This is a genomic window from Streptomyces sp. NPDC001604 (assembly GCF_042893475.1).
Lineage (GTDB): Bacteria > Actinomycetota > Actinomycetes > Streptomycetales > Streptomycetaceae > Streptomyces.
In genome coordinates, this window is record NZ_JBIAUY010000029.1 from 24,111 (window position 1) to 39,956 (window position 15,846).

The window sequence follows — 15,846 nt, forward strand, 5'->3', positions numbered from 1 at the left end:
CGCGGGCCGGGAGCACTCAGCCGAGCAGGACGACCTCCACCTCGGAGCCGGGCTCGACGGACTCCACGTCCTCGGGGACGACGATCAGCGCGTCGGCGTGCGCGAGGGCCGCGACCAGGTGGGATCCGGCGCCGCCGACCGGGGTCACGGAGCCGTCGGCGTACGTCCCGCGCAGGAACTGTCTGCGGCCCTTCGGCGAGGTCAGCGCCTTGCGGGCGGTGAGGGTCGCGCGGGTGCGCGGCCGGTGCACGTCCTCGAGTCCCATGAGGGTGCGGATGGCGGGGCGGACGAAGAGCTCGAAGGAGACGTACGACGACACCGGGTTGCCGGGCAGGGCCAGCAGCGGGGTGTGGTCGGGGCCGATGGAGCCGAAGCCCTGGGGCTTGCCCGGCTGCATGGCGAGCTTGCGGAACTCGATGCCGCTGCCCGGCTCGTCCTCGTCGCCCACGTACGACAGGGCCTCCTTGACCACGTCGTACGCCCCGACGCTCACGCCGCCCGTGGTGACCATGAGGTCGGCGCGCACGAGCTGGTCCTCGATGGTGGAGCGGAGGGTCTCCGCGTCGTCGGCGACGGCGCCCACCCGGTAGGCGATGGCGCCGGCCTCGCGGGCGGCGGCGGTGAGGGCGAAGCTGTTGGAGTCGTAGATCTGGCCGCTGCCCAGCTTCTCGCCGGGCTGGACGAGTTCGCTGCCGGTGGACATGACGACCACGCGCGGGCGGGGGCGCACACGCACCGTGCCGCGGCCGATCGCGGCGAGCAGGGCGATCTGCGGCGGTCCGAGGACCGTGCCGGCCTCCAGGGCGCGGTCGCCGGACTTCACGTCGCTGCCCTTCGCGCGGACGTGCGCGCGTGCCTCGGCCGGGCGGTACACGTGCACATGTCCCTCGGCGCCCTCGGGGGCCAGGGACCGGGCGCGCATACCGGTCGCCGGGCCCTCGCCGAGGCCGCCGTCGGTCCACTCGACGGGGACGACGGTCTCCGCGCCGGGCGGCAGCGGAGCGCCGGTCATGATGCGGGCGGCCTGGCCGGGACCCACATGGAGCAGGCCGGCCTGGCCCGCCGCGACGTCCCCGACGACGGCCAGGACGGCGGGGAACTCCGCGCTCGCGCCCGCGATATCCGAGACCCGCACCGCGTACCCGTCCATGGAGCTGTTGTCGAACGGCGGCAGGGAGACGGGCACCGTGACGTCCTCGACCAGGACGCAGCCCTGGGCGTCGAGGAGTTGCAGCTCGATGGGTTCCAGGGGGCGGACGGTCGTGAGGATGTCCTCCAGGTGTTCGTCCACCGACCAGAGGTGGTCCTGGCCGGTGGTGCGGGGCGCGGCGCTGCTCAACGTTGCTACATCTCCTCGGCTACGTAACTGCGAAGCCAGGCCCGGAAGTCCGGGCCCAGGTCTTCACGTTCGCATGCGAGTCTGACAATGGCACGCAGGTAGTCGCCGCGGTCGCCGGTGTCATAGCGGCGGCCCTTGAAGACGACGCCGTGCACCGGGCCGCCGACCTTCTCGTCCTGCGAGAGCTGCTGGAGGGCGTCGGTGAGCTGGATCTCTCCGCCGCGGCCGGGCTCGGTCTTGCGCAGTATGTCGAAGATGTGCGGGTCGAGGACGTACCGGCCGATGATCGCGTAGTTGGACGGGGCGTCGGCGGCGGCGGGCTTCTCGACCAGGTCGTGGACCTTGACCACGTCGGCGTCCTCGGTGGGGTCCACGGCCGCGCAGCCGTAGAGGTGGATCTGCTCGGGGGCGACCTCCATGAGCGCGATCACGCTGCCGCCGCGCTGCTCCTGGACCTCGACCATGCGCGCGAGGAGCGGGTCGCGCGGGTCGATCAGGTCGTCGCCGAGGAGGACGGCGAAGGGCTCGCGGCCGACGTGCGGGGCGGCGCACAGAACCGCGTGGCCGAGGCCCCTGGGGTCGCCCTGCCGCACGTAGTGCATGGTCGCGAGGTCGCTGGACGCCTGGACCTTGGCGAGCCGGCCCGCGTCACCCTTCTTCTGGAGGGCGGACTCGAGCTCGTAGTTGCGGTCGAAGTGGTCCTCGAGGGGGCGCTTGTTGCGGCCCGTGATCATGAGGACGTCGTCGAGGCCCGCCGACACCGCCTCTTCGACCACGTATTGGATCGCCGGCTTGTCGACGACCGGCAGCATCTCCTTGGGAGTGGCCTTGGTGGCCGGCAGGAACCGGGTGCCGAGGCCCGCTGCAGGGATGACAGCCTTGCTGATCCTGGGGTGCGACTGGGTCATGGCGGCAACCTTATCCGGTGCCTTGGCAGGGAATCTGAGGCTCCGGTTAATTGGCTCTCATATGAGCACATATAGAAGGGTACGGGTCCGACCTATGAGTCACATCGGACGTGCGACCGAGGCTGACAAACGAATGTTGCGGCGAGAGCTCCTCGCGGTGAGAAACAGGTTGACGGCCGATGACGTGCGGGAATCCGCGGACGCGCTGGCCGGCCGCGCCCTGGAGCTGCCGGAGCTGGCGCATGCGCGCACGGTGGCGGCGTACGTCTCCGTGGGGAGCGAGCCGGGCACGCTCGCGCTGCTGGACGCGCTGCGCGAGCGGGGCGTGCGCGTCCTGCTTCCCGCCCTTCTCCCGGACAACGATCTCGACTGGGGCGCCTACACCGGCGAGGGCTCCCTCGCGCGCATCCAACACGGCGGGAAAATGGCCCTCTTCGAGCCCGCCGGCGAACGCCTCGGACCGGACGCCGTGACCGGTGCCGACGTCGTGCTGCTGCCCGGTCTCGCCGTCGACGCCCGCGGGATGCGCCTGGGGCGCGGCGGAGGGTCGTACGACCGCGTCCTCGCGCGTCTGGAGCGCGCGGACGCCCATCCCGCGCTGGTGGTGCTGCTGTACGACTCGGAGGTCGTCGGGCATGTCCCGGAGGAGGCGCACGACCGGCCGGTGCATGCGGTGGTGACACCGTCGGGGGTACGGCGGTTCACATGAGAAGTGCCCTCCACGCACGCGTGGAGGGCACTTTCCGCGACCGGTGATCTAGGGCCGGCGGCTCATGGCTTCAGGACCAGGGTGTCGCTCGTGTTCTTGTCGACGGCCTTGTCCGAGAAGTTCCAGTCGAGCAGTTCGCCCTTGACCCACTTGCTCGTCTGGTCGGTGTAGTGGGCGCTGTAGGCGTGCCCCGAGGCACCGGTGAGGTTGATCCACTTCGACTTGTCGAGGTCGCCGAGGTTGACCACCATGCGCATCGACGGCACCCACACGACGCCGTAGCCGCCCGCCGCGTTCCAGCCGGTGGCGTTGACCGTCGCCTCGCCGCCGCTGAGCTTCCAGGGACCGCGGTTGAGGATGTACTTCACGAAGGCGGGGCCGTCGGTGCCGAGGGTCTGGTTCTTCAGGAACAGGCGGTGCAGCCGACCCCAGCTCCAGGTGTCGATGTCCTTGCCGAGCTTGGCCGTCAGCTCCCAACGGGCGTCGATCATGGCGCGCTTGAACAGATCGTCGCGGTTGTCGCTCGCCCCGGGCCGGGTGAGCGACTTGGGCGTCGACCACCAGTCGCTCTTCTGGTCGTCCACGAGGTTGCGGACGACCTCGAACCAGCGGTCGCCGCCGTCCGGCTGCGCCTGGTCGGCGGCGCGGTCGCCGCACTCGCGCACCTTGTTCGTCTCGTCCGCGGGCCCGGTGCTGTTGACCGGATCGACCCACAGGCACTGGCCCTCGACCCGCAGTTCCTTGGGCAGCTTGTTGCCGAAGGCGAGCTTGAGGATGTTGCGCCAGACCGAGTTGAAGTAGGCGGCCGCCGCCGAGTCGGCGTCCTGGGTGTAGTCCCAGCCCTCCAGGAGGTCCTGCGCCTCGCGGACGGCCTTCGCCCCGCGGACGTCCTTGTCCGTGATGTCGATCTTCAGCAGCTTGGGCACGAGCAGCTTGGCGATCTCGCTGCTGTTGTCCAGCTGCATCTGGCGCATGTCGTCGGTGGAGATCTTGCCGCCACCCCTGATCTTCGACTCGATCAGGTCGGTGATGCGCTGGCTGCGAGTGCCGTAGCCCCAGTCCGTGGTGAGCGTGTAGGGGTACTTGTCCTTGTCGATCACGGCCTGGTTGGCGGTGACGATGTAGCCGCGCTTGGGGTTGAACTCGTACGGCAGTGCGTCCTTGGGGATGTACCCAGTCCACTTGTAGCTGGAGTCCCAGCCCGGCGCCGGGATCGAGCCGTCGTCCTTCTTCGCGTGCGTGGGGATCTTCCCGGGCAGCGTGTAGCCGATGTTGTTCTTGTCGGCGTAGACCAGGTTCTGCGAGGGCACGTCGAACAGGGCGGCCGCGGAGCGGAAGTCGCTCCAGTTCGACGCCCTGTCCATGGCGAACACGGCGTCCATGGAGGTGCCCGGGTCGAGCGCGGTCCAGCGCAGCGCGATGCCGTAGCCGTCACCGCGGTCGGGTGCCGCGGTGTTCACGGTGGCCTTCTTGCCGACCGTCACGAGCTCGTCGTCGCGGTCGGAGAGCAGGGGCATCCCGTCGGCGGTCTGGCGCACGACGATCGTCTTGGACGTGCCGCCGGCGACCTTGATGGTCTCCTCGCGGGTCTTGAACGGCCGCACCGTGCCGTCGTAGAGGTAGCCGTCGCCGGAGACCTTCTCCAGGTACAGGTCGGTGACGTCGACACCGGAGTTGGTCATGCCCCAGGCGATGTCCTGGTTGTGGCCGATGACCACGCCGGGCATGCCCGCGAAGGTGTAACCGGTCACGTCGTACTGGCACTTGCTGGAGACCGTGCGGCAGTGCAGACCCATCTGGTACCAGACGGACGGCAGCGAGGCCGACAGATGCGGGTCGTTGGCCAGCAGCGGCTTGCCGGTGATGGTGTGATCCCCGGCGACCACCCAGGAGTTGGAGCCGATGCCCTGGCCGTTCACGCCGACGGCCGTGGGTACGTTGTCCAGGACCTTGTAGAGACCCGACAGCTGGCTGGTCAGGGCCGATCCGGCCGCGCTGCTCGTGGAGGTACCCGATGTACCAGACGTACCCGACGTACCGGACGTACCGCTCGTGGACGAGCTGCCGTTCTGCTCGAACGTCTTGGTGAGCGTGCTGTACTGGCCCTCCTGGACGATCGCCTTGTTGCGGCTGTACGGGTAGTCCGGGTACAGGTCGGCGATCTGCTTGGGGCCGAGACGGCTGGTCATCAGGGCGCGGTCGATCTCGTCCTGCATGTTGCCGCGCAGGTCCCACGCCATCGCCTTCAGCCAGGAGATCGAGTCGACCGGGGTCCACTGCGCCGGCTTGTAGTCGTTGACGAAGCCCAGGGCCGCGTACTCCAGGGAGATGTCCTTGCCGTCCTTGCCCTGCAAGTAGGCGTTGACTCCCTTGGCGTACGCCTGGAGGTACTTCTTGGTGGAGGCCGACAACTTGGTGTCGTACTCCTTCTTCGCCACCCGGTCCCAGCCCAGGGTGCGCAGGAACTCGTCGTCCTTGACCTGGTCCTTGCCGAACATCTCCGACAGCCGGCCGGAGGTCATGTGGCGGCGCACGTCCATCTCGTAGAACCGGTCCTGCGCCTGGACGTAGCCCTGCGCCATGAACAGGTCCTCGTCGGAGGAGGCGTAGATCTGCGGGATGCCGTTGCCGTCGCGCTTCACGTCGACGGGTCCTGACAGGCCGTCGAGCGTGATCGATCCCTTGGTCTGCGGGAACGACGCCCGGACGGTGCTGATGGACCAGTACGCCCCGTAGGCGACGCCCCCGATGATGGCCAGGACCAGGACCAGCACGACCAATCGGGCTTTGCGCCCCTTCTTCCTGCCGGACTTGCCGGGCTTGTCACCCGTTGTGGCGGTGATGTTGGGGGGCATCGCTGTCCTTGCTGTCCTAACGCGAGCGGCAGGCGGGGCTGTGACTTTGAATGAGCGCTGGAGCAACCATAGGCGCAGGGCCCCGCGGCCCTTGACGCGGAGTCGGGAACCGGCGGGGGCAGGTGTTCGATCTTGCCTCGGCGAGCGTCAAGAAATCGTCAAGAGTTAGGTAAGGTAACGAAGTACTTGGGTGCGGAGTTTCTCGGCTTCGTGTCCTATGTACGTGAGCTCCCGCGCGGGATGCGTGTGAGTCAGGGAAGGGAACGGCCGCTGACTGTCCACCACCTCAACCAGCTTCTGCTCGTCTGCTCGCTCGTCCTGCTCGTCGCCGTGGCAGCGGTCCGGATCTCCTCGCGCAGCGGGCTCCCCAGCCTGCTCGTGTACCTGGGGATCGGGGTCCTCATGGGCCAGGACGGGATCGGCAACATCCACTTCAACAATGCCGAGCTGACCCAGGTCATCGGATACGCGGCCCTCGTCGTGATCCTGGCCGAGGGCGGTCTGGGCACGAAGTGGAAGGAGATCAAGCCGGCCCTGCCGGCCGCCTCCGCGCTGGCACTGGGCGGGGTCGCGGTGAGCGTCGGGGTCACGGCGTCGGCCGCGCACTTCCTGATCGGGCTGGAGTGGCGGCAGGCGCTGATCGTCGGGGCGGTGGTCTCCTCCACGGACGCGGCGGCGGTCTTCTCGGTGCTGCGGAAGATCCCCCTGCCCGCGCGCGTGACGGGCACGCTGGAGGCCGAGTCCGGGTTCAACGACGCCCCGGTGGTCATCCTGGTGGTCGCCTTCTCCACGGCCGGCCCGGTCGACCACTGGTATGTGCTGCTGGGCGAGATAGCCCTGGAGCTCGCCATCGGCGCGGCCATCGGCCTCGCGGTCGGCTGGCTCGGCTCCTGGGGCCTCCGGCACGTGGCGCTGCCCGCCTCCGGCCTCTACCCGATCGCCGTGATGGCGATCGCCGTCACCGCGTACGCGGGCGGCGCACTCGCGCACGGAAGCGGCTTCCTGGGCGTCTATCTCGCCTCGATGATGATGGGCAACGCCAAGCTGCCCCACTGGCCCGCCACCCGCGGTTTCGCCGACGGACTCGGCTGGATCGCCCAGATCGGCATGTTCGTCCTGCTCGGCCTGCTGGTGACCCCGCACGAGCTCGGCGACGACGTGGTGCCCGCGCTCGTCATCGGCCTGGTGCTGACCACGGTGGCGCGCCCGCTGAGCGTGGTGCTGTGCCTGACGCCGTTCCGGGTGCCGTGGCAGGAGCAGACCCTGATGTCCTGGGCCGGGCTGCGCGGCGCGGTCCCCATCATCCTGGCGACGATCCCGATGGTGCAGGGCGTCGACGCCAGCCGCCGCATCTTCAACATCGTCTTCGTGCTGGTCGTCGTCTACACCCTGGTCCAGGGGCCGACGCTGCCCTGGCTCGCCCGCAAGCTGCGGCTGGGCGAGGACGCGGAGGCCGCCGACCTCGGCATCGAGTCGGCCCCGCTGGAGCGACTGCGCGGGCATCTGCTGTCCGTCGCGATCCCGGAGGGCTCGAAGATGCACGGCGTCGAGGTGGCCGAGCTGCGCCTGCCGGCCGGGGCCGCCGTCACCCTGGTCGTCCGCGAAGGAAAATCGTTTGTCCCCCTGCCCACCACGGTGCTGCGACGCGGCGACGAACTGCTCGTCGTCACCACGGACCCGGTGCGGGACGCGGCCGAGCGGCGACTGCGCTCCGTCGGCCACGGCGGCAAGCTGGCCGGATGGCTCGGGACGGACGGGGCGGGAGCCGGGCGTTAATGGCGTGTTTCGTACGGTTCACACCCTTGGTAATCGCAGGTGAACGCCCACATGGTGCTCGTATTCACAGGCGCATCAGAGGCTGACCCCTGTACGATGAAGGCGCACCCAGATCGAACCAACTCTGCCTGACGCAGTGCTGGCGCGACCGTATGGCGGCCGGGACGTCCCCAGAGAGTGGACCGCCGGTATCTACCGCAGTTCCGCGCAAGAGGACAGCTCTCGGCGCCGCCCGTACAAAAGGGGCGCGCTACCAGGCGGCAGAAAGGCACGGGCCGTGGCATCCACGGTCACCTCCCGCCCGGGCTACGGACAGCTGCTGCGCACCCGCGGCGCCTGGACTTTCCTGCTCCCCGGCTTCGCGGCACGCCAGCCGTTCGCGATGCTCACCATCTCCATCGTGCTGCTGGTGCAGCACACCACCGGCTCCTACGGCGCGGCGGGCGCCGCGGCGGCCGTCACCGGCGTCTCCATGGCCCTGTTCGCGCCCTACAGCGGTCGTCTCGCGGACCGCTACGGGCAGCGCGCCGTGCTGACCCCCGGCGTACTGCTGCACTCGCTGTCGGGCCTGGCCCTCACCGCGCTGGCGCTGGCCCACGCACCCCTTTGGGCGCTGTTCGCGGCGGCCGTGCCGACCGGCGCCTCGGTGCCGCAGATCGGACCCATGGTGCGCGCCCGCTGGGGCGTGAAGCTCCAGGGCTCGCCCCTGATGACCACCGCGGCCGCCTTCGAGTCCGTCACGGACGAGCTGACCTTCGTCTTCGGGCCGCTGCTCGCCACCGCCCTGTGCACCGCCGTCACCCCGGCCGCCGGCCTGGTCACCGAGGCCTCGCTGACGCTCGTCGGCGGTCTGCTGTTCGCGGCGCAGAAGAGCACACAGCCCGCGGTCACCGTGACGGGGCACGCGCGCGTGGAGCACGCCTCCGCACTGCGCGTCCCTGGTGTGCGCGTTCTGGTCGTGGCCTTCCTGGGCATCGGCTCCGTCTTCGGCGGCATGCAGGTCTCGCTGGCCGCGTTCACCGAGTCGATCGGCGAGCCCGGCCTGAACGGCGTCCTCTACGGGGTCTTCGCAGCGGGCAACATGCTTTCCGGCATCGTCTGCGGCGCCGTCGCCTGGAAGGTGGCCCCGCAGCGGCGGCTCGTGCTCGGGTACGGCGCCCTCGCCCTGGCGGCCTCCGGCCTGTGGGCCGCCCACTCGGTGCTGGTCCTGGCCGGTCTCGGCCTGCTGGTGGGCATGTGCATCGCGCCCGCGCTGATCACCGGCTACACGCTGGTCGAGGGTCTGGTCCCGGCAGGCGCCCGCACCGAGGCCTTCACCTGGCTGACCGGCGCGGTGGCACTCGGCCAGGCGGCGGCCGTCACGGTCGCCGGACAGCTGGAGGACCGCTTCTGGGGCGGGGCCGGATTCCTGGTGCCGATGGCCGGTACCGTACTGGCGCTGACGACCCTCGTGGCCCTTCGGTCGCGGCTCGTGACGCGGCCCCGCAGCCTGACCGTCGCACGTGGCGTGGGTCACCGAGTGCCGTTGACGGTGGACTGATCCTCAGGAATACGTCACTATGGACCTTCGTTAGCACTCATTGAGTGAGAGTGCCAGGAGGAAGACAGTGCCCACCTACCAGTACCAGTGCACCGAGTGCGGCGAGGGCCTCGAGGCGGTGCAGAAGTTCACCGACGACGCTCTGACCGAGTGCCCCAACTGCGGTGGCCGCCTGAAGAAGGTGTTCTCCGCGGTCGGCATTGTCTTCAAGGGCTCGGGCTTCTACCGGAACGACAGCCGCGGCTCCTCTTCGAGCAGCTCGCCGTCGTCGTCCTCGAAGTCGTCGACGTCCACCTCGTCCTCGGCGCCGTCCTCGTCGTCCTCGGACTCGAAGCCGTCGAGCACCGGGACGGCCTCCAGCTCCGCCGCCTAAGGCTTGCTCACGGGACCCTGACGTCGTACGACGTCAGGGTTCTCGCCGTCTCCTGATCCCCCTCACCGAGCGCCGCCGGGGCCCGATACTGTGCGGCCATGGCGAACGCAGAGATCGGTGTAATCGGCGGCTCGGGCTTCTACTCGTTCCTCGACGACGTGACCGAGGTCCAGGTGGACACCCCTTACGGGCCGCCCAGCGACTCCCTCTTCCTCGGTGAGCTCGCCGGCCGACGGGTCGCCTTCCTGCCCCGTCACGGCCGCGGCCACCATCTGCCGCCGCACCGGATCAACTACCGGGCCAACCTGTGGGCGCTGCGGTCGCTCGGCGTGCGCCAGGTGCTCGGTCCGTGCGCGGTGGGCGGGCTGCGACCCGAGTACGGGCCGGGGACGCTGCTGGTGCCGGACCAGCTGGTCGACCGTACGAAGTCCCGGGTGGGGACGTACTTCGACGGGCTGCCGCTGCCCGGCGGCAACATCCCGAACGTGGTGCATGTGTCCCTGGCCGATCCCTACTGCCCCGTCGGACGTGCCGCCGCCCTGAAGGCCGCGCGCGGCCGGGACTGGGAGCCGGTGGACGGCGGCACCCTGGTCGTGATCGAGGGGCCGCGCTTCTCGACCCGCGCAGAATCGTTGTGGCATCAGGCGCAGGGCTGGTCGGTGGTCGGCATGACCGGCCATCCCGAGGCGGCGCTCGCCCGTGAACTGGAGCTGTGCTACTCGACGATGACGCTGGTCACCGACCTCGACGCGGGTGCCGAGACCGGCGAGGGCGTCTCGCACGACGAGGTGCTGCGGGTGTTCGCGGCGAACGTGGACCGGCTGCGGGGCGTGCTGTTCGACGCGGTGGCCGCGCTGCCGGCGAACGAGGAACGGGACTGCCTGTGCACGAACGCGCTGGGCGGGATGGATCCGGGGTTCGAGCTGCCGTAACAGGGGCCGGGGGAGCCTCGGGCGGTTCGAGATTCCGGAACTTCCCGTTCGGGTGAGGGAGTTGTCCACAACCCGTCGGTAGTCCACCGGCGTCGGCGGAGATCGCGATGAGGCCTCATCGTGGGCCTGCAAGGCGATTCCTCGATGGCTCCTCGACGCAGGCGGTGATCCGCATGTCCCTCCCTCCCCCGTCGCTCTTCCCCTCCCCTTCCGCCCCTCGCCCGCCCGGCACCGACGCCCCCGCCACTTGCGAGGTCCCGCACTTCGCTCCCGTGCGGGTGCGCGGCGGGCGGTATCAGCTACGACGGCTCGTACGGCAGCGGAGGCGGGCCGTGGCCGCAGGTCTCGCGGTGACCGCGGCCGCGCTGGTGGCCGCGGGGCCACGGGTCACCGGTCCCGCGCGTGGGCATCCGGTGGCGGATCCCGTACGGAAGCACCGCGCCGTCGAGATGGTGGCCGCGCCGGTGCGGATCGCCGACGGGGCCACGGTCCGGCTGCTCAGGCCCGGCGACCGGGTGGACGTCGTCGCCGCCCAGGAGACGGCGACGGGCGGCGACGCCCGCGTGGTCGCGCGCGGGGCGCGGGTGACGAAGGTGCCGGAGCCTTTGGACGGTGGGGCCGACAGCGGGGCGCTGGTGGTGCTCTCGGTTCCTCGTTCCACCGCGGCGCACCTCGCCGGCGCGAGCGCGACGGCCCGGCTGGCGGTGACGGTGTGCTGATCCAGCCACCCGGACGGGCAGGCCGGTCCGGCGGTGCCGTAGGTTGCGGAACTGTTTGTTCCCCAACCTGTGCGTGCGAGAAGAGGACCCGAGGTGAGCGAGAAGAAGGAACCGAGCATCTGGCACGGCTTCAAGGCCTTCCTGATGCGCGGGAACGTCGTCGATCTGGCGGTGGCGGTGGTGATCGGGGCCGCGTTCACCAACATCGTGAACTCAGTGGTGAAGGGGCTCATCAACCCGCTGGTCGGGGCGATCGGCACCACGAACCTCGACAACTACAAGTCGTGCCTGAGCGAGTCGTGCAAGGGCAACCACGGGATCCAGCTGCTGTGGGGCTCGGTCCTCGGCGCCACCCTCAGCTTCGTGATCACCGCGGCCGTCGTCTACTTCCTGATGGTGCTGCCCATGGCGAAGTACCTCGCCCGCGTGGAGGCCCGCCGCAAGGCGCGGGAGGGTACCCACGAGGTGATCGAGGTGACCGAGCTGGAAGTGCTGAAGCAGATCCGCGACGAGCTGGTCGCACAGCGCGCGGCCGGGCGCAACGGGCGCTAGCGGCAGCGGCCCGCGCGGCTCAGAGGTGGTGGGGCGGCTTCTCGTCGAGGAAGCGCTTCAGGTCGGCCGCCGAGTCCCCGTCGGAGCGCGGCCGCTCGCCCCAGCCGCGGTCGGTGTCGTCCGAGGACTGCTGGTCCAGCGGGTCGTCGAAGATCAGCGCGGGCTTCGGAGCGCGCGGCTCGGGGGTCGGGGCGGAGGTCATGCGTCCAGGGTACGGCCCCGGGGGCGCGCGGCGACCGGGTCGCGCCGGTGACCCGTCGGGCCCGCGGGCCGTGCGCCGTGCGGGCAGGCCCGTCGCTGCCGCCGAGGAATTCCCGCCGGTTATCTGCTGTGCTTGGTCCCATGACGACCAGCTCGACTCCGCCGCCCGCGTCCTCCGGCACCCCGGCGGACCGCCGACCACTGCGCAGGCTCGCGGCCCGGGGCCGCGAGGAGGCGCACCGCGTCGCCTCGCCCCTCGAGCTCTTCTTCGACCTGTGCTTCGTCGTGGCCGTCGCCCAGGCGGGCGTGGAACTGGTGCACGCCATCACCACGGGGCACGCGGGCGAGGGGATCCTCAACTACGGGATGGTGTTCTTCGCCATCTGGTGGGCGTGGATGAACTTCACCTGGTTCGCCTCGGCGTACGACAACGACGACGTGCTCTACCGGGTCGTCACCCTGGTGCAGATCGCCGGGGTGCTGGTGCTGGCGGCCGGGATCTCCCGGGCGTTCGAGAAGCACGAGTTCCTGGTGGTCTGGCTGGGCTATGTGATCATGCGGGTCGCCATGACGGCGCAGTGGCTGCGTGCGGCACGGTCGGCCGAGGGCGCGGAGCGGACCATGGGGCTGCGTTATGCCGCGGGTGTGTCGCTGTGCATGGTCGGTTGGCTCGGGCTGGTGGTGCTGCCGGTGGATGCCCGGGTGTGGGTCTTCGTGGTGATGGCGGTCCTGGAGATGTGCGTGCCGCCGTACGCGGAGAAGGACCACCCCACGTCCTGGCATCCGCACCACATCTCCGAGCGGTACGGGCTGTTCACGATCATCGTGTTGGGCGAGACCATCGCGGCGGCCACCGTCGCGGTGAAGTCGGGCATCGACGAGAACGACGCCCTGGGCGATCTGCTGCCCATCGCGGCGGGCGGGCTGCTGATCATCTTCGCCGCCTGGTGGATCTACTTCGCGGTGCCGATCCACGGTCATCTGCGCAGCAACGGGCAGGCGTTCCTGTGGGGCTACGGCCACTACCTGATCTTCGCCTCGGCGGCCGCGGTCGGGGCGGGCCTGGAGGTGGCGGTGGAGCAGACGGTCGGCAAGGCGCACATCTCCACGCTGGAGGCGTCGGCGGCGGTGACCCTCCCGACGGCGCTGTATCTGCTCACCGTGTGGGCGCTGCACTCGCGTTACTACAAGGTGGGCATCGCCCAGCAACTGGTGCTGCCGAGCACGGCGTTGCTCGTGATCGTCTGCACCTTCCTGGGCCACTGGGCGGTGTTCGCGGCGGGCCTGGTGTCGGCACTGGCGGTGGCGTCCGGGGTGGCGCTGGCGGCGAGCAGAGGTGCCGGGGAGCGCGGGGCGAGCGGATCGAGCGGGCAGCGCGCGACGAGTCCGGTCGGCTGACGGGTCACTGTCGTGCCGGGCCGGGCCAGACTGGCTCCATGACAGTTGACGCATTGACGGACGTCACCGGAGTGCGGGTGGGGCATGCGACGCGCACCGGCGGCGGCTGGCTCACCGGCACCACGGTCGTCCTCGCCCCGGAAGGCGGCGCCGTCGCCGCCGTGGACGTGCGCGGCGGCGGTCCCGGCACCAAGGAGACCGACGCGCTCGACCCGCGCAACCTCGTGCAGAAGGTCGAGGCGATCGTGCTGACCGGCGGCAGCGCGTACGGGCTCGATGCGGCGTCGGGGGTGATGGCCTGGCTGGAGGAGCAGGGCCGCGGGGTGCGCGTGGGGGTGGACCCTGCGCACGTGGTGCCGGTGGTGCCCGCCGCGTGCGTCTTCGACCTCGGGCGGGGCGGCGACTTCCGGGCCAGGCCCGATGCCGCCACCGGGCGGGCGGCGGTCGAGGCGGCCGCGGCGAGCGAGGCCGGGGCGCGGGTGCAGGAAGGGTGCGTGGGCGCCGGCACCGGGGCGGCCGTGGGGCCGATGAAGGGCGGGGTCGGCACGGCGAGCACGGTGCTCGGCTCGGGGATCACGGTGGCCGCCCTGGTGGTGGCCAACGCGGCCGGCTCGGCGATGGATCCGGAAACGGGGGTTCTGTACGGGGAGTTGTTCCAGGGGCGCGTGAGCCACCCCGAGCCGCACGTCCACGAGGCCGCGCGCGGCCGCCTCACCGAGAGCGCCGCGAAGAACGCCCTCCCTCCCCTGAACACCACGCTCGCCGTGGTCGCCACCGACGCGGACCTGTCGAAGGCGCAGGCGCAGAAGCTCGCCGGTACGGCGCACGACGGCATCGCGCGTGCCGTGCGGCCGGTGCACCTGCTCAACGACGGGGACACGGTGTTCGCCCTGGCGACCGGAGCGCGCCCGCTCGACGCCGGGCACCCCCTCGCGCTGAACGAGATCCTCGCGGCCGGCGCGGACCTGGTGACGCGGGCGATCGTGCGGGCCGTGCGCGCCGCCGAGCCGGTGGACGGGCCCGGCGGGATGTGGCCGTCGTACGAGGAGTTGTACGGGAGTCGGTAACAACAGGGCTGCGTTCGCACGCGATTGTCCCGGTTCTGTCACGTGATCGCGTTCATCGCGGACGGAGGGAACCTCACGGTCCGCCGAATCCCTCCTTTCACACGCACTGGAACGGACAACGCACATCACACGAACCTGGAGCAGCCCGTGACAACGCCGGACATTGCAGCGCGGCGCGTACGCGTACTGGGAGCCTGTGCCGCCCTGATGGTCGGCGCCCTCACCCTGACCGCCTGCGGTGGCGACGCCAACGCCGACTCCTCGGGCTCGTCGAGCGACGGCAAGAGCGGCCAGAGCCCGTCCAAGACGTCGACGGCGAAGATCGTCATCTCGGCGAAGGACGGCTCGACCGACGCGTCGATCAACACGACCGGCGTGAAGGTCAGCGGCGGCAGGCTGACCGACGTGAAGATGACGGTGGCCGGGTCGGGTCAGGCGGTTCCGGGGTCGATATCCGCGGACGGCGGGGAGTGGAAGCCCAAGGAGCAGCTGGAGCGCGGGACGAAGTACCGGATCTCGGCGACCGCGAAGGACGGCAGCGGCCGTACCGCGGCGGCCAACTCGATCTTCACCACCGTCACTTCGGCCAACAGCTTCATCGGGACGTACACGCCGGACAACGGGACGACCGTCGGCGTGGGCATGCCGGTGTCGTTCGACTTCAACAAGGTGATCAGCGACAAGAAGGCCGTGCAGTCGCACATCACGGTCACGTCGAGCAGCGGGCAGAAGGTGGTCGGGCACTGGTTCGGAGCGCAGCGGCTCGACTTCCGGCCCGAGGAGTACTGGAAGGCCGGCTCCAAGGTCACGATGAAGATCGACCTGGACGGCGTCGAGGGTGCGAACGGCGTCTACGGGGTGCAGAAGAAGACCGTCACCTTCACCATCGGGCGCTCGCAGGTCTCCACGGTGGATGTGAACACGCAGACCATGACGGTCGTGCGGGACGGCCAGACGCTCAAGTCGGTGCCGATCTCCTCGGGCAGCCCGGAGCACACGACGTACAACGGTCAGATGGTGATCTCCGAGAAGTTCGTGCAGACACGCATGAACAGCGAGTCGGTGGACCTGGGCAGCGAGTACGACATCCCGGATGTGCCGCACGCGATGCGCCTGACCCGGTCCGGCACCTTCATCCACGGCAACTACTGGTACAACAGGGGCAATCCGCCCTTCGGCCGCCAGGGCACCAGCCACGGCTGCGTCGGGCTCGCGGACGTGCAGGGCGCCCAGGGCGCCACGAACGCCAAGTGGTTCTACGACAACTCGCTGATCGGCGACGTCGTCATCGTCAAGAACTCCCCCGACAAGACGGTCGCCCCCGACAACGGGCTCAACGGCTGGAACATGCCGTGGAGCGAGTGGGTGGCGGGGAGCGCCGCGTAATCGCCTGAGCAGCACTTTCTGACGGATCGTCGGGCCGTGTGGGAATTCCTCACACGGCCCGCGCGTTCTCCGGGCGTACGTTTTCTCGGTT

14 protein-coding genes are annotated in these 15,846 nt (G+C 70.2%); 10 read left to right on the forward strand and 4 right to left on the reverse strand.

Annotation, left to right across the window (positions count from 1 at the left end):
- Positions 1 to 16: 16 nt before the first annotated feature.
- Both glp and galU read right to left on the reverse strand, forming a co-directional pair.
- Positions 17 to 1,339, reverse strand: a complete 1,323-nt coding sequence (gene glp, locus ACFY1E_RS45225; protein ID WP_389087730.1) for a gephyrin-like molybdotransferase Glp — start codon at positions 1,337 to 1,339, stop codon at positions 17 to 19.
- A 5-nt stretch (positions 1,340 to 1,344) separates the two neighbouring features.
- Positions 1,345 to 2,247 carry a UTP--glucose-1-phosphate uridylyltransferase GalU gene (gene galU, locus ACFY1E_RS45230; RefSeq protein ID WP_389087733.1) on the reverse strand — a complete coding sequence of 301 codons (903 nt, stop codon included), beginning with the start codon at positions 2,245 to 2,247 and terminating at the stop codon, positions 1,345 to 1,347.
- A 94-nt stretch (positions 2,248 to 2,341) separates the two neighbouring features.
- Between galU and ACFY1E_RS45235 the strand changes: the two genes are divergently transcribed.
- Entirely contained in the window at positions 2,342 to 2,956 is a 615-nt protein-coding gene (locus tag ACFY1E_RS45235) for a 5-formyltetrahydrofolate cyclo-ligase (RefSeq protein WP_389087735.1), read from the forward strand.
- A gap of 62 nt (positions 2,957 to 3,018) precedes the next feature.
- On the opposite strand, the gene ACFY1E_RS45240 is transcribed toward ACFY1E_RS45235, so the two are convergent.
- Entirely contained in the window at positions 3,019 to 5,811 is a 2,793-nt protein-coding gene (locus ACFY1E_RS45240) for a penicillin acylase family protein (protein WP_389087737.1), read from the reverse strand.
- Between the two features lie 240 nt (positions 5,812 to 6,051).
- Between ACFY1E_RS45240 and ACFY1E_RS45245 the strand changes: the two genes are divergently transcribed.
- The 6 genes from ACFY1E_RS45245 (at position 6,052) to mscL (ending at position 11,703) form a co-directional block, all read left to right on the forward strand.
- Positions 6,052 to 7,587: a potassium/proton antiporter gene (locus tag ACFY1E_RS45245; RefSeq protein WP_389087889.1), complete on the forward strand. Its 1,536-nt coding sequence runs from the start codon at positions 6,052 to 6,054 to the stop codon at positions 7,585 to 7,587.
- Between the two features lie 277 nt (positions 7,588 to 7,864).
- Complete coding sequence (locus tag ACFY1E_RS45250) at positions 7,865 to 9,127, forward strand: MFS transporter (protein ID WP_389087740.1); 1,263 nt, start codon at positions 7,865 to 7,867, stop codon at positions 9,125 to 9,127.
- A gap of 67 nt (positions 9,128 to 9,194) precedes the next feature.
- The gene (locus ACFY1E_RS45255) at positions 9,195 to 9,500 is read left to right on the forward strand and encodes an FmdB family zinc ribbon protein (RefSeq protein ID WP_389087742.1); all 306 of its coding nucleotides are present in this window, start codon (positions 9,195 to 9,197) and stop codon (positions 9,498 to 9,500) included.
- A 98-nt stretch (positions 9,501 to 9,598) separates the two neighbouring features.
- Positions 9,599 to 10,432 (forward strand): S-methyl-5'-thioadenosine phosphorylase, encoded by an 834-nt coding sequence (locus ACFY1E_RS45260; protein ID WP_389087745.1) that lies wholly within the window; start codon positions 9,599 to 9,601, stop codon positions 10,430 to 10,432.
- A gap of 173 nt (positions 10,433 to 10,605) precedes the next feature.
- On the forward strand, positions 10,606 to 11,151 hold the full coding sequence (locus tag ACFY1E_RS45265; RefSeq protein ID WP_389087747.1) for a hypothetical protein: 546 nt from the start codon (positions 10,606 to 10,608) through the stop codon (positions 11,149 to 11,151).
- A gap of 93 nt (positions 11,152 to 11,244) precedes the next feature.
- Entirely contained in the window at positions 11,245 to 11,703 is a 459-nt protein-coding gene (gene mscL / locus ACFY1E_RS45270) for a large conductance mechanosensitive channel protein MscL (protein ID WP_389087749.1), read from the forward strand.
- Between the two features lie 19 nt (positions 11,704 to 11,722).
- Here mscL and ACFY1E_RS45275 read toward each other — a convergent pair whose 3' ends face one another.
- Positions 11,723 to 11,905, reverse strand: a complete 183-nt coding sequence (locus tag ACFY1E_RS45275; protein ID WP_389087752.1) for a hypothetical protein — start codon at positions 11,903 to 11,905, stop codon at positions 11,723 to 11,725.
- A gap of 140 nt (positions 11,906 to 12,045) precedes the next feature.
- Between ACFY1E_RS45275 and ACFY1E_RS45280 the strand changes: the two genes are divergently transcribed.
- The 3 genes from ACFY1E_RS45280 (at position 12,046) to ACFY1E_RS45290 (ending at position 15,755) form a co-directional block, all read left to right on the forward strand.
- Complete coding sequence (locus ACFY1E_RS45280) at positions 12,046 to 13,302, forward strand: low temperature requirement protein A (RefSeq protein WP_389087754.1); 1,257 nt, start codon at positions 12,046 to 12,048, stop codon at positions 13,300 to 13,302.
- Between the two features lie 38 nt (positions 13,303 to 13,340).
- Positions 13,341 to 14,369 (forward strand): P1 family peptidase, encoded by a 1,029-nt coding sequence (locus tag ACFY1E_RS45285; RefSeq protein ID WP_389087757.1) that lies wholly within the window; start codon positions 13,341 to 13,343, stop codon positions 14,367 to 14,369.
- A 147-nt stretch (positions 14,370 to 14,516) separates the two neighbouring features.
- Entirely contained in the window at positions 14,517 to 15,755 is a 1,239-nt protein-coding gene (locus ACFY1E_RS45290; protein WP_389087759.1) for an Ig-like domain-containing protein, read from the forward strand.
- Positions 15,756 to 15,846 lie beyond the last annotated feature (91 nt).

Bases quoted from the DNA above. Each gene is read 5' to 3' on its own strand.
- galU (WP_389087733.1), bottom strand. From the start codon at position 2,247: ATGACCCAGTCGCACCCCAGGATCAGCAAGGCTGTCATCCCTGCAGCG.
- ACFY1E_RS45235 (WP_389087735.1), top strand. From the start codon at position 2,342: ATGAGTCACATCGGACGTGCGACCGAGGCTGACAAACGAATGTTGCGG.
- ACFY1E_RS45240 (WP_389087737.1), bottom strand. From the start codon at position 5,811: ATGCCCCCCAACATCACCGCCACAACGGGTGACAAGCCCGGCAAGTCC.
- ACFY1E_RS45245 (WP_389087889.1), top strand. From the start codon at position 6,052: ATGCGTGTGAGTCAGGGAAGGGAACGGCCGCTGACTGTCCACCACCTC.
- ACFY1E_RS45260 (WP_389087745.1), top strand. From the start codon at position 9,599: ATGGCGAACGCAGAGATCGGTGTAATCGGCGGCTCGGGCTTCTACTCG.
- ACFY1E_RS45265 (WP_389087747.1), top strand. From the start codon at position 10,606: ATGTCCCTCCCTCCCCCGTCGCTCTTCCCCTCCCCTTCCGCCCCTCGC.
- ACFY1E_RS45275 (WP_389087752.1), bottom strand. From the start codon at position 11,905: ATGACCTCCGCCCCGACCCCCGAGCCGCGCGCTCCGAAGCCCGCGCTG.
- ACFY1E_RS45280 (WP_389087754.1), top strand. From the start codon at position 12,046: ATGACGACCAGCTCGACTCCGCCGCCCGCGTCCTCCGGCACCCCGGCG.
- ACFY1E_RS45285 (WP_389087757.1), top strand. From the start codon at position 13,341: ATGACAGTTGACGCATTGACGGACGTCACCGGAGTGCGGGTGGGGCAT.